At 70.9% G+C, this 13,522-nt stretch carries 8 protein-coding genes; 4 read left to right on the top strand and 4 right to left on the bottom strand.

The window, feature by feature from the left end; translation table 11 throughout:
• Positions 1–111 precede the first annotated feature (111 nt).
• Genes recC through arfB form a run of 4 tightly spaced genes read left to right on the top strand, consistent with a single transcriptional unit; the run spans position 112 to position 9,879 of the window.
• On the top strand, positions 112–3,450 hold the full coding sequence (gene recC / locus BDI24065_RS21020) for an exodeoxyribonuclease V subunit gamma (protein ID WP_175032892.1): 3,339 nt from the start codon (positions 112–114) through the stop codon (positions 3,448–3,450).
• A complete protein-coding gene (gene recB, locus BDI24065_RS21015; protein ID WP_175032891.1) occupies positions 3,447–7,157 on the top strand; it encodes an exodeoxyribonuclease V subunit beta in 3,711 nt (1,236 codons plus the stop codon). Before recC ends, recB begins: the two co-directional genes overlap by 4 nt.
• A gap of 2 nt (positions 7,158–7,159) precedes the next feature.
• Positions 7,160–9,478 carry an AAA family ATPase gene (locus tag BDI24065_RS21010; protein WP_175032935.1) on the top strand — a complete coding sequence of 773 codons (2,319 nt, stop codon included), beginning with the start codon at positions 7,160–7,162 and terminating at the stop codon, positions 9,476–9,478.
• Positions 9,475–9,879, top strand: a complete 405-nt coding sequence (arfB, locus tag BDI24065_RS21005; RefSeq protein ID WP_175032890.1) for an alternative ribosome rescue aminoacyl-tRNA hydrolase ArfB — start codon at positions 9,475–9,477, stop codon at positions 9,877–9,879. The genes BDI24065_RS21010 and arfB overlap by 4 nt, the downstream gene beginning before the upstream one ends.
• Before the next feature lie 58 nt (positions 9,880–9,937).
• On the opposite strand, the gene BDI24065_RS21000 is transcribed toward arfB, so the two are convergent.
• The 4 genes from BDI24065_RS21000 to BDI24065_RS20985 form a co-directional block, all read right to left on the bottom strand.
• On the bottom strand, positions 9,938–11,218 hold the full coding sequence (locus BDI24065_RS21000; protein ID WP_175032889.1) for a sensor domain-containing phosphodiesterase: 1,281 nt from the start codon (positions 11,216–11,218) through the stop codon (positions 9,938–9,940).
• A gap of 460 nt (positions 11,219–11,678) precedes the next feature.
• The gene (locus BDI24065_RS20995) at positions 11,679–12,605 is read right to left on the bottom strand and encodes a DMT family transporter (RefSeq protein WP_175032888.1); all 927 of its coding nucleotides are present in this window, start codon (positions 12,603–12,605) and stop codon (positions 11,679–11,681) included.
• A 143-nt stretch (positions 12,606–12,748) separates the two neighbouring features.
• Complete coding sequence (locus tag BDI24065_RS20990) at positions 12,749–12,997, bottom strand: hypothetical protein (protein ID WP_175032887.1); 249 nt, start codon at positions 12,995–12,997, stop codon at positions 12,749–12,751.
• Between the two features lie 191 nt (positions 12,998–13,188).
• Complete coding sequence (locus tag BDI24065_RS20985) at positions 13,189–13,401, bottom strand: glycine zipper 2TM domain-containing protein (RefSeq protein ID WP_043182137.1); 213 nt, start codon at positions 13,399–13,401, stop codon at positions 13,189–13,191.
• Between the last annotated feature and the right edge of the window lie 121 nt (positions 13,402–13,522).

The raw sequence follows: 13,522 nt of genomic DNA, 5'->3' as shown, positions 1-13,522 counted from the left end.
CGGTCCGCAAAACCTGGCTTTCCGGACGAGGTCCGCGGCGGCGGTCCATTTGCTATCCTTGGTGATCCTGTTCGCCCGGCCCGGCCGGCGCGAGGTTCCGACGCCTGCTTCATGCTCCATCTCTTCTATTCGAACCGTCACGAAACGCTGGCCGACGCGCTGCTCGAGGATCTGGCCGCGTTCCCGGCCCGCAACGGCCCGTGGGCGCCGCAACAGGTGATCGTGCCGAGCGCGGCGCTGCGCCGCCGTCTCGAGCTCGATATCGCCGCGCGCAACGGCGTGTGCGCGAACGTCGAGTTCACGTATCTCGCGCAATGGCTGTGGGCGCAGATCGGCCGCGTGCTGACGGTGCCCGCCCGTTCGCCGTTCGCACCCGATCGCCTCGTGTGGCGCTGCTACCGGCTGTTTGCGCAGGCGTCCGACGGAGCGCCGTGGCTCGCGTCGCCGCGGCTGGCCGCGTATCTGTCCGCGTCCGACGATGCCATGCGCTACGAGCTGGCACACCGCGTCGCGGCCGTGCTCGATCATTACCTGACCTATCGTCCCGAATGGCTGGCCGCATGGCAGGCCGGCGAGTCCGTGCTCGCGGGCGACGCCGCGCCGCGCGGAATCAGCGACGCCGCGCGCGACGACGAGCGCTGGCAGGCCGCGCTGTGGCGCGCGCTGCTCGCCGAGCTGAGCGACAGCGGCACGCCGCCCGCGCACCGCTTCCTCGTCGAGGCGCGCCATCTGGATTCCGAAGCCATCGCGCGCGCGGACTGGCCGGAATCGGTCAGCGTGTTCGCGCTGCCGACGATGCCGCCGCTGCATGTCGCCTTGCTGCGCGAGCTGTCGCGCTGGATCGACGTGCGCGTCTATGCGCTGAACCCATGCCGCGAGTTCTGGTTCGACATCGTGACCGCCGCGCATGCCGAGGCGCTCGATGCAGCCGGGCGGCTCGACTATCAGGAAGTCGGCCATCCGCTGCTCGCCGAATGGGGCAGGCAGACGCAGGCGCAGCTGCACATGCTGCACGAATTGACGGAAAGCGCCGCGTCGGGCGACGCGTCGCGTTTCGTCGAGAATCCCGCGCCGACGTGGCTCGCGCGCGTGCAGAACGCGATCCTCGAACTGCAGCCGGAGGCCGACGTAGGCGACACGCCGGCCGAGCGCGGGATCGAGGTGCACGTGTGCCACAGCCTCGCGCGCCAGCTCGAAGTGCTGCACGACCGGCTGCTCGCGTGGTTCGACGCCGACGCGAGCCTGCAGCCGTCCGACGTGCTCGTCGCGGTGGCCGATCTCGCGGCGGCCGGGCCGCTGATCGACGCCGTGTTCGGCACGGCCGGCGCCGGCGGCTCGCGTGTGCCTTACCGGATCACCGGCCTGCCGCCGTCGCAGGCGAATCCGGTCGCGCGCGTGCTGCTCGACTGGCTCGTGTTACCGGAGCGGCAGGTCGGCGCGCCGGAGCTGGTCGAATGGCTGCGCGTCGACGCGGTGGCGGCGCGCTACGGCATCGATGCGGCCGCGCTCGAAACGGTGCAGACCTGGCTCGCGGCCGCCGGCGCGCGGCGCGGGCTGTCGCCGCTCGCGAGCGACGACGCGGCCGTGCCGTCGCCGCGCCATACGTTCTCCGATGCGCTCGCGCGGCTCTTTCTCGGTTATGCGATGCCGGAAGGCGCGGCGCCGGTCGGCGCGTGGCTGCCGATCGAGGCGGCCACCGGCAGCGAGGCCGAACTGCTCGGCCGGCTCGCACGCTTCACCGACGATCTCGACGGCTTCGCGCGGCGGCTGGCCGAATCGCATACGCCGCAAGGCTGGAGCGAACTGTTCGCCGACACGCTCGCGCGTTTCTTCGATTCGGGCGCCGCGTATGCGGACGCGCTCGCGGGCGTGCGTGACGCGCTCGATGCGATGCTGGCCGCGATGACGGAGGGGGCACCCGACGAAGCGTTGCCGGCGGCCGTCGTCCGGGCCGGGCTGGCCGCCGCGCTCGACGATCCGGCGCGCGGCGGGGTGCCGTGGGGCGGCGTCACGTTCTCGTCGCTGACGAGCCTGCGCGGCCTGCCGTATCGCGTCGTCTGCCTGCTCGGGATGGACGACGGCGTGCTGCCGAGCCTCGCGCGCGCGGACGAATTCGACCTGATGGCCGTGTTGCCGAAGCTCGGCGACCGCCAGCGCCGCGACGACGAGCGCAACCTGTTTCTCGACCTGCTGCTCGCCGCGCGCGACCGGTTGATGATTGCCTACACGGGCCGCAGCATTCGCGATAACGCACCGTTGCCGCCCGCGGCACTCGTCGACGAGCTGCTCGACCATCTCGCGCTCGTGACGGCCGGGCCCGACGCGCCGCCGGACGCGGTCGATGCCGCGCGGCGCGCATTCGTCGTCGAGCATCCGCTGCAGCCGTTCGCGGCTGCGTATTTCCAGCCTGGCAGCGAACTCGTTTCCTATGACGCCGAGCGTGCGACGCTCGCGTCGCTGCTCGCCGCCGAAGCGTCGCGCGACGGGCCGCGCGAGCTACCGTTCTTCGCGCAGCCGCTGCCGGCCGAACCGGTCGAGCCCGTCGCATTCAGCGAATTCGAACGCTTCTGGCTGCATCCGGCGCGTGCGCTGTTGCGCTCGCGGCTCGGCATCGTGCTTGCCGACGCGCAGGCCGAACTGCTCGACACCGAGCCGTTCGCGCTCGACTTCGCCGGCAGCGACGCGCTGGCCGAGCGCGTGCTGCCGCTGCTGATCGAGTCGGACGACGGTGGCGTGCACGATCACGCGCTGCGCATTGCGGACGCGAGCCCCGAACTGCCGGGCGGCGCGACGGGCGCCGTGTGGCGCGACCAGGCGCTCGGCTCGATGACACAGCTTGCGTCGAGCGTACGGCGCGCACTGGCCGACGGGATGGAGCGACGGCCGTTCTCGCTTACCGTCGTGCCGGCCTGGCCCGACACGGAACAGGCGCTGTTCGGCGCCGACGACGCGCGGCTGTCGGGCGACGCGGTGAGCGCGCCGCTCGAACTGCACGGCACGCTGAACCGGCTCACGCCGGCCGGGCAGATCATCTACCGTTATGCGCGGCCGAGTGCGCGCGACTACCTGTCCGCGTGGCTCGCGCATCTCGTCTACTGCGCGATCGAGCCTGGTGGCCCGCGCCGCACGCTGTGGTTCGGCAGCGGCGGTGCATTCGAGCTGACGCCTGTCGCGGCGCCGCTCGAGCGGCTCGCACCGCTTGCCGCGCTGTTTCGCGCGGGGCGGCGCATGCCGCTGCGGTTTTTCCCGCGCAGCGCGTGGGCAAGGGTGTCCGACGGCGAGGCCAAGGCTGCGAGCGTCTGGATCAACGAGCGCGTCGTGAGCGAGGCCGACGATCCGGCCATCGCGATCGCGTGGCGTGGTGCGCATGCGTCGCTCGACGAGCCGTTCGGCACACTCGCGCGGCTCGTGTTCGATCCGCTCGTCGAGCATCTGAAGGAGGTCGCATGAGCGCCGTATCTCAGCCGCAGCAGGCGCTCGAACTCGACGTGTTCGCGTGCCCGCTCGACGGCGTCAACCAGATCGAGGCGTCGGCCGGCACCGGCAAGACCTGGAACATCTGCGCGCTGTATGTGCGCCTGCTGCTGGAAAAGGATCTCGGCGCGGATGAAATCCTCGTCGTGACGTTCACGAAAGCGGCGACCGCCGAGCTGCACGAGCGGATTCGCGGCCGGCTCGCGCAGCTCGCGCATGCGCTCGACACGGGTGACGACGGCGGCGATCCGTTCATCGAGCGCCTGCTCGAAACCACGCTCGGCGAAGACGGCGCGCTCGATCCCGAAACGGCCGCGAAGCGGATCCGGCGCGCGCTGCGCGCGTTCGACCAGGCCGCGATCCACACGATCCACGCGTTCTGCCAGCGCGCGCTGCAGGAAGCGCCGTTCGCGGCCGCGATGCCGTTCGCGTTCGACATGGAGGCCGACGACGCATCGCTGCGCTTCGAGCTCGCAGCGGATTTCTGGCGCACGCGCGTCGAACCGGCGGCCGCGCGCTGGCCGGGCTTCGCGACCTGGCTCGTCGAATCGGGCGCCGGCCCGGCCGCGCTCGATGCGCAGCTGGCGCGCCGGCTGAAGAAGCCGCTTGCCGCGCTGCGTTGGGACGGTGTGACCGAGCCCGACGAATCGGCCGAGGCGGCCGCGGCCGAATGCTTCGCCGAAGCCGAGCGGATGTGGGCGGCCGAGCGCGAAGCGATCGATGCGTTGCTGCGCACCGCGCAGCCCGCGCTCAACCAGCGCTCGCACAAACCCGAAGCCGTGGCCGATGCGCTGGCCGCATGGGCCGCGCATTTCGCGCAGGTCGACGCGACGGCGGCGCTGCCGAAGGCTGCGCTGAAGCTCACGCGCACCGCGCTCGTGAAGGCGACGAAAAAAGGCGGCGCGACGCCCGAACACGCATTCTTCGACGTGGCCGACGCGCTCGAAGCGGCCGTGGCGGCGGCCGAGGCCGCGCAGCGTGCGCGCTGGCTCGCGCTGATCGCCGCATGGCTCGACATGGCGCCGGGCGAACTGGCCGAGCGCAAGCGCACGCGTCGCGTCGTCTCGTTCGACGATCTGCTCGCGAACCTGTACCACGCGCTGCACGCGCATCCGTGGCTCGCCGAGACGCTGCGCGCGCGCTATCCGGCCGCGCTGATCGACGAGTTCCAGGATACCGACCCGCTGCAGTTCGCGATCTTCGACAAGATCTTCGCGCCCGGCGGCCCGCTGTTTCTCGTCGGCGATCCGAAGCAGGCGATCTACAGCTTCCGCGCGGCCGATCTGCATACCTATCTTGCCGCGCGCGCACGGGCGAGCGAGCGCTACACGCTCGCGGTCAACCAGCGTTCGACCCCCGCGATCGTCGATGCGTGCAACCGCTTCTTCATGTCGAATCCGCGCGCGTTCGTGCTCGACGGGCTCGACTATTACGCGGTGCGCGCCGGCACGCGCGTGCGCGCGCCGTTCGTCGATGAAACCGATCACGGCCCGGCCGGCGATTTTCGGGTCTGGGCGTTGCCGGGCGGCGAGGGTACGTTGCTCAAGCGCGACGCGCAGGCACAGGCCGCGCAGGCCTGTGCCGCCGAGATCGCACGGCTGATGCGCGGCGCGCGCGAGGGGCGCGTGCGGCTCGGCGATACGCCGCTGTCGCCGGGCGATATCGCGGTGCTCGTGCAGACGCACCGGCAGGGCAGTCTCGTGAAGCGCGTGCTGGCCACGTGGGGCATCGGCAGCGTCGAACTGGCGCAGGCCTCGGTGTTCTCGACCGGCGACGCCGAGCAACTCGAACGCGTGCTGGCGGCGATCGATGCGCCGGGCGACCTGCGGCGCCTGCGCGCGGCGCTCGCGTCCGACTGGTTCGGCCTCGATGCCGGCGCACTGTGGCGGATGGAGCAGGGCGACGGCGATGCGCAACGTGACGCATCGGCGGCGGATAGCGCCGACGCGATGAGCTGGGTCGAGCGCTTCTCGCGGTACCGGCTGTTGTGGCGCGAACGCGGCTTCGCGGTGATGTGGCGCACGTTCACGCGCGAGCTGCGGATTGCCGAGCGGCTGATGGCCGGCGCGGACGGCGAGCGTCGCGTGACCGACATCAACCATCTGGCCGAACTGACGCAGGCACGCGCGTCCGCCCAGCCGGGCATCGCGCCGACGCTGCGCTGGCTCGCCGCGCAACGGCTCGACGGTGGCGGCGAGGAAGCGCAGCTGCGTCTCGAATCCGATCGCAACCTCGTGCAGATCGTCACCGTGCACAAGTCGAAAGGCCTCGAATACGCGATCGTGTTCTGTCCGTTCCTGAACGACGGCGGGTTGCGCGAGCCGCCCGCGTCCGCACTGCCCGATGCGCGCGAATATCACGACGATGCGGGCGATGCGGTGCTGCATTACGGGTGCGACGACGAGGCGGCCGCGCACGCGGCACGGCAGGCGCTGCGCGAGCAGGCTGCGGAACGCGCACGGCTCGTCTACGTGGCGCTGACGCGCGCGGTCTATCGCTGCTACGTCGTCGCCGGGCCGTACCTGTCGTCGCGCTCGACGCGTGAATCGCGGCGCAGCGTGCTCAACTGGCTCGTCGCGGGTGCCGGCCATTCGTTCGATGCATGGCTCGACGAGCCGCCCGACGAAGCGGCGCTCGATGCGGCGTGGCAGGCGCTCGCGAGTGGCCCCGTGAGCGTCGCGCCGCTGCCGGCGCCCGCGCGCCCCGAGCGCCTCGCGGCCGGGCACGACGCATCGCAGACGCTCGCCGCGCGCCATGCGACGCGCGTGCTGCGCGATGCGTGGCGGATGGCCAGCTTCAGTTCGCTGACGGCATCGATGGCGCGCGAGGAGGCGGGCGTCGCGGCCGTGCCCGATGACGAACTACGGCCCGATCACGACGCGCTCGCCGCGGTGGCGCCGGATGGCGAGTGGCTATTGGCCGATCCGGTCGCGCCCGAACCGCCGGACGACGACATCCTCGTGTTTCCGCGCGGTGCGGCGGCGGGCGAGTGCCTGCACCGCCTGTTCGAACTCAGCCGCTTCACCGAGCCCGAGTCGTGGCCCAGGGCCGCGCTCGGCGCGCTGCACGACCGGCCGGTCGAGGCCATGCCCGAGCTGGCCACGCGCCTGCCGGCGATGATGGTGCAGCTGGTCGACGATGTCGTGCGCACCGAACTCGTGCCCGGCATGCGGCTCGCCGATCTCGATCCGGCGAAGCGGCTCGACGAAATGGGTTTCCTGTTCCCGGCGCCCGCGCTCGACCTGCTGGCGCTGCGCCGGTTGCTGGTTGCGCACGGCTACCCGGACGTTGCACTGGAGGCGGGCGTGCTCGCCGGTTTCATCAAGGGTTTCATCGACATGATCGTCGAACACGACGGCCGCTTCTGGATCGTCGACTGGAAGTCGAACCATCTCGGCACGACGCCGGATGCCTACGGACCGCGCGCGCTCGACGTCGCGATGGCCGATCACGCGTATCACCTGCAGGCGCTGCTCTATACGGTCGCACTGCATCGCTACCTGCGCGGGCGGCTGCCCGATTACGACTACGACACGCATATCGCGGGTTACCTGTACCTGTTCGTGCGCGGTGTGCGTCCCGGCTGGCGTAGCGGCGGCGAGCCGGCCGGCGTGCATGCGCGGCGGCCCGCGCGCGCGCTCGTCGACGCACTCGACCGGATGATGGAAGGGGGCCGCGCATGAACATGAACGCGCAGGACGACACCCTCGAATTCACCGGCGGCCTCGTCGCGCGGTTGCCCGAGCCGGCCGATTTCGGCATCGCGCTCGCGGAAGGTTTCGCGCGCCGCATCGGCGACCTCTCTCGCCGCGCCGGCGCGCCCGCTGTGGCCGCGCGCTGGGCGGCGCGTGCTGCGTTCGCGACGAGCCGTGCGACCGCCGGGGGCCACGTGTGCGTCGCGCTCGGCGCGCTCGCGCAGCGCTACGAAGCACCGCTCGACGAGGTTCGCGCGGCGCTTGCCGCGAGCGGCGTGGTCGCGTTCGGCACGCTCGCGCGCGGCGACGAGCGGCCGCTGATCGTCGACCGCCATGACCACCTGTACCTGTCGCGCTATTTCGACTACGAACGTCGGCTTGCCGATGCGCTCGTCGCGCAGGCCGGCGTGGCCGCGCCCGACGAAGGTCTTGCGCCCGACCGGTTGCGCGACAGCCTCGCGCGTTACTTCGGGCCGGCAACCGGCGAAGTCGACTGGCAGCGCGTCGCGGCGATCGTCGCGCTGACGGGCCGCGTGACGATCGTCAGCGGGGGCCCGGGCACGGGCAAGACGACGACGGTCGTCGGCGTGCTGGCCTGTCTGCTCGATGCGCATCCGGGGCTGCGCGTCGCGCTGGCCGCGCCGACCGGCAAGGCCGCGCAGCGGATGCAGGAAGCGCTGCATGCGCGGGCCGGCGACCTGCCGCCCGAACTCGCGACGCGCCTGCCCGACACGTCGTACACGCTGCACCGGCTGCTGGGCGGCGGCGGGGCGGCCGGCTTCCGGCATCATCGCGACAATCCGCTGCCGTACGACCTGATCGTCGTCGACGAGGCGTCGATGATCGACGTCGCGCTCGCCGCGCATCTCCTCGATGCGCTTGCGCCGGGCGCACGGCTCGTGCTGCTCGGCGACAAGGATCAACTGGCCGCGGTCGAGGCGGGCGCCGTCTTCGCAGAGTTGAGCGCGCGGCCGGCGTTTACCGCCGCGGCGCGAACACGCATCGCGCAGGCGCTCGGCATCGACGAGGCGGCATTCGTCGCGGCGCTGCCGGTGCAGGACGAAGCCGCGGCCGCAGCGGTTCCCGTCGCGCATCCGGTTTCAGCCGCGGCCGGGGCACCGGCACTGCCGTCGGCGCCTGCTGCCGCCACTGCACGCAAACCGGCGTCGCGACGGAAAGTCGATGTGCGACAGGCCTCGCTCTTCGACGACGAACCGCAGGATGACGAAGTGTCGACGACCCGCGTCGCGCCGCTGCCCGCCGCAGGTCCGGTGCTGACCGAAACCGGCGAGCCTGGTGAGGCAGGCGAGGCAGGTGAGGCCCCCGCGTGGATCGAGGTCGACGAACTCGCGTGGCTCGACGCCGTCGAGTTGCCGCCGTTCGACGCGAGCGATGTGGCGCTCGCGTCGGTCACGTCCATCTCCCCGGACGAAACCGCGGCCGTGTCTGCCACGCCCACGCCCGCACCGGCCCCGCTCGCCGACTGCGTGGTCTGGCTCGAACGCAATTACCGCTTCGGTCTCGATTCGCCGATTGGGCGGCTGTCGCTCGCGATCCGCAGCGGCGACGTGCAGGCCGCGCTCGACGCGCTGCCCGCCGACGATTCGGCCGCCGCGTCGTTCCATGACGATGCGGGCGAATCGCTCGCGTCGTCGACGGTCGAGCGGCTCGCGCGGCGGTTCGGCGCCTACCTCGACGCATTGCGCGACGCGCTGGCCGCGCCGGTGCCCGATCCGCTGCCGCTGTTCGATGCGCTCAACCGGTTCCGGATCCTGTGCGCGACCCGCAGCGGCTTGCGCGGCGCGGAGCACGTCAATGCGCTCGTGGCCGCGCACGTGCGCCACGCGGCGCGCGTGCCGCTCGCGGTCGGTGCGCACTGGTTCACCGGGCGGCCGATCATGGTGACGCGCAACGACTACGCGCTCGGGCTGTTCAACGGCGATATCGGCATTGCGCTGCCCGACGCGCACGGCGTGCTGCGCGTGTGGTTCAGGCGCGCGGACGGCACCGCGCGCGCGGTGTCGCCGGCCGCGCTGCCGCCGCACGAAACCGCGTTCGCGCTGACGGTCCACAAATCGCAGGGCTCGGAATTCGACGAAGCCGCGCTCGTGCTGCCGGCATCGTTCGGCCGCGTGCTCACGCGCGAACTCGTCTACACGGCCGTCACGCGTGCCCGCACGCGCGTGCAGGTGATCGGGCCGCGGCGCGTGCTGGCGCAGGCAGTCGCGACGCGCACGCAGCGCGATTCGGGGCTCGCGGCGCGCGTCGACGAGGCGCTCGCGCGGCGCCGCATGGAGGCGTCGCGATGATGATCCGCTATACGCTCGATCCGGCCGAAGTCGAATGGACGGCCGTGCGCGCGCAGGGCGCCGGCGGGCAGAACGTGAACAAGGTGTCGAGCGCGATTCATCTGCGCTTCGATATCCGCGCGTCGTCGCTGCCGCCCGTCATCAAGGAGCGGCTTCTCGCGCTGTCCGACCAGCGCATCACGCGCGACGGCATCGTCGTGATCAAGTCGCAGGAATATCGCACCCAGGAGAAGAACCGCGAGGCCGCGCTGGCGCGACTCGATGCATTGATCGGCGGCGTCGCGTTCACGCCGCGTGCACGGGTCGCCACGCGGCCGACGCGTGCTTCGAAGGAGCGGCGGCTCGAGCACAAGTCGCGCCGCAGCGTGGTGAAGTCGGGAAGAGGGAAGGTGACCGACTGACGAATGGATGAGCGGACGAACGACGGGCGAGACAGCCGAACGCCCGACGTCGTGCCCGTTATCGCATGACGGTTCCCGCGCTGTCGAGCACGAAATCGACGCAGAACACGACGAGCCGGTTCTGCGCGCGGATCGCGACGGCGGCCGTATAGCAGTCGCGGCCTTCCGTCAGCGAGAAGTGCGGGCCCATCAGCGCGACGCGTCCGGGTGCGGCGATCGCACGCTGGAAATACGGGCGCCGCGACCAGTTGCTGTGGGTTTCCGGGAAGAGCGGTGCGAGGCGGGTGACGCCCGCCTGGCCGTCGTCGGTGCGCGCGCCGATCGACGGCAGGAACTGCTCGCCGGTCTCGTCGGTGACGAACACGCGGCGCGCGGCCGGCACCGCGAACACGCGCTGCGCGGCGTCCTGCAGGCTGCCGCTCGCGGAAAACGCTGCGGCGCCGGTCAGCACGAGCCGCTCGATCGCGTCGAAGCCCGGCTGCTCGGCGACGACCGGCGTGTGCCGGCGGGCGATGAAGCGCTGCCATGCGGCGTCGAGCATCGCGGGGGCTGCCGCGCTTGCATGTGCGATCGATGCATCGGGCTGGCCGAACTTGAAACCCTGCACGAAATCGATGTCGGCTTCCATCAGCGCCTGCAGCGAGTCGTCGCTCTCGACGCCTTCGGCGAGCACCATCGCGCCGGCCTGATGCAGCATCGACACGAGGTGATGCATGATGCGGCGATCTTCGGCCGAACCGGTCGAGCGTACGACGAGCGAGCGGTCGAGCTTGACGATGTCGGGTCGCGCGCGCCACACGCGGTCGAAATTAGAGAATCCCGTGCCGAAATCGTCGATCGCGATCAGGAAGTCGCGATGCTGGATCATGTCGATCGTGCGGGCGAGCGCGGCTTCGTCGCGCGCCGGCTGTTCGACGACTTCCAGCACGATGCGGTTCGGCGGCAGCGCGAAATGCCGGCACAGCGCCTCGACGAATTCGCGCTGCACGAGGCCCGAGTCGAGCACGCGCGGGTTGACGTTCAGGAACAGCCAGCCGTCGCCGATACCTTGCGCGACGAAGTTGGCCGTGTGCAGGCAGCGCGCGAGCCGGTCGAGCAGCAACGCGTCGGCGTCGGCGCGCGTCTTGTCGAACAGGGCGGCGGGCGAGATCAGTGCGCCGTTCGTATCGACGACGCGCAGCAGTGCCTCGTAACCGACGACCCGCTTGTGCGTGATCGACAGCACGGGCTGGAACACGCTGCGCAATGTCGTGGTGCGATAGGTGGCGACCCAGCCGCCGGGTGTCGGCGTGAGGCGTTCGAGCAGGGAGTCGAGCGAGAGGTCGCGGGCGGGCTTCATGTCAACGGTGCCCGGGAGTGAGCGGCGGAACGGCAACGCGCCGCCACGCTGAAGCAGTCGCACGCGCCGGCGGACGCGAAAGGACGTGGGACATCGAGACCGCCTTCTGCGGGTAAGTGTTCGGAGTGTAACGGGAACGGGGCCGCTCGCGTATCAGGGAAACTCCACACGCACCCGGGTACGCGGCGGCGGCCGGCAACGCACGCATGCGGGCCGCGCATGACCGCCGCGCAGCGTTGGGCGCCGCCGCCGCACATGACAATCGGACGGCATGGCGTGCGCGGTGACACGGGAAATTGCGGCGGCCGGCCAGTGGCGAGCGAATGGGCGAGCGACGGTCGCCGTCAGAGGAATGCCGGCCGCGCTGCGGCGCCATCCGCGGCGCGGCGATGAACAGTCGGCGCCCGGTCGTCAGGCATCGCGGCCCGGCCGATGGCGGCGCGTGCGCCCGAATGTATCGTCAGGTCGCTTCGCCGCTGCGCGGCCGGATCCCGGGAATCCGCTTGATCACGCCGGTTGCGAGCGCGGTGCCGACGAGTACGATCGCGCAGCCTTCGATCATCACGGCCGTCACGTGCTCGCCGAGGAACAGCGCGCCCCACAGCAGGCCGAACACGGGGATCACGAACGTCACGGTAATCGCGCGGGCGGGGCCGACATGCGCGATCAGGTAAAAGTAGATGAAATACGCGACGCCCGTACACGCGAAGCCGAGCGCGAGCACCGAGCCCCACGCGTGCGCGCTGACCGGCGCGGCCGGCCACGTGGCGATCGCGAACGGCAGCAGCAGGATGGTCGAGCCGATCATGCTGCCGGTCGCGTTGACGAGCGGATCGACACCGGTGAGTTTGCGCTTCGTGTAGTTGGCCGCAATGCCGTACAGCAGCGTCGCGCCGAGCGCCGCGGCGGCGGCGAGCGCGGTCGCAGTGGCGCCCGTTTCGCCATGAGCATTCGCGATCTGGTTCCACACGAGCGTGAGCACGCCGGCGAAACCGATCACGAGGCCGAGTGCGCGCGGCAGCGACAGCTTGTCCTTCAGCCACAGGTAGGCCACGAGCGCACCCCAGAGCGGCGTCGTCGCGTTGATCACCGACGTCACGCCGGCCGACAGCGTCAGTTCGGCGAACGCGAACAGGCAGAACGGGATGCCCGAGTTCAGCGCGCCGACGACGAACAACGGCCACGCATGACGGCGCAGCCGGGCGCCGAGATCGGCGGGTTTGAAGCGCGTCAGCGCGAAGCCGGCGAGAAACAGTGCGCCGATGCCCACCCGCAACGCCATCAGCGGCGCGACGCCGAGATCGACGACGCCGATCCGGATAAACAGGAACGACGCACCCCACAGGGCAGCGAGCACGGTCAGCAAAAGGGCGTTCTTGGGAGACATCGATCGTGAAGGGCGAGGAACGGATGCGAAGAATCTTACACCGCGTTACCGCGCCGTCGTTTCACGTTTCGATGAAATGGCAAGAAACGGGAATGTCGCCGGTTCCCGGCGCGGGACGGCCGCCTGCCGGCGGTCGTGCCCGATCAGTGATGGTGCCAGCCGCCGCGTCCGCCGAAGCCGAAATTGAGCGATACCGCCGGTCCCCAATAGCCGCCCCACGCGGGTGCATAGGCCGGTGCCGGATAGTAATAGGCGGGGCCCGGATCGACGTAGACGGGAGCCGGCTGCACGGGAGCCGCCGCGTAATAGCCGCCAGGATAGTAGCCGTACGGGTAGTAGCAGCCGGCGAGCGTCACGCAGGCGAGCGCTGCGGCGACGAGGGTCCTGTTCATGATGTCTCTCCGGCGGAGCCGGCAATCGGCAGATGCTTAAGCTTAGGCCGTGCACCGATGACACGGTGTGCAAAACGGTAACGGATCATTTCCGCGCAGGCTGCCGGTCACGTTGCGGCGCCGCATGCGAAAACGGCGCTTCCGCACCGCGAAAACGCCGTCTGGCTGGCCGTCGCGGCGCGCTGCGCCGCTTACTTGCCGACCTGGTTGCCGATGATGCCGCCGGCCGCCGCGCCGCCCAGCGTCGACAGTGCACTGCCGCCGATCGCCGCGCCGGCGACGCCGCCGACACCCGCACCGATTGCCGTGTCGCGCTGGCGTCTCGTCATCGAGTCACAGGCCGACAGGCTGGCCACGGTCGCGACGAGCAGCGCGCATACCCCAATACGCCGTATCGAATTCATGATCGTTGTCCTTGCGGTTGTGAACAGAGGACACGCGACCGGCCGGCGGCCGCGCATGAACCCAATCTACGCGCCGTCCCCCGACGCTGCTGTAAGGACTTGTTAAGGCTCGCGCGGTTTC

This window comes from Burkholderia lata (assembly GCF_902499025.1).
Taxonomy (GTDB): domain Bacteria; phylum Pseudomonadota; class Gammaproteobacteria; order Burkholderiales; family Burkholderiaceae; genus Burkholderia; species Burkholderia lata_C.
Note: the sequence above shows the minus strand (reverse complement) of the source record. Positions and strands in the feature narration are given on the sequence as shown.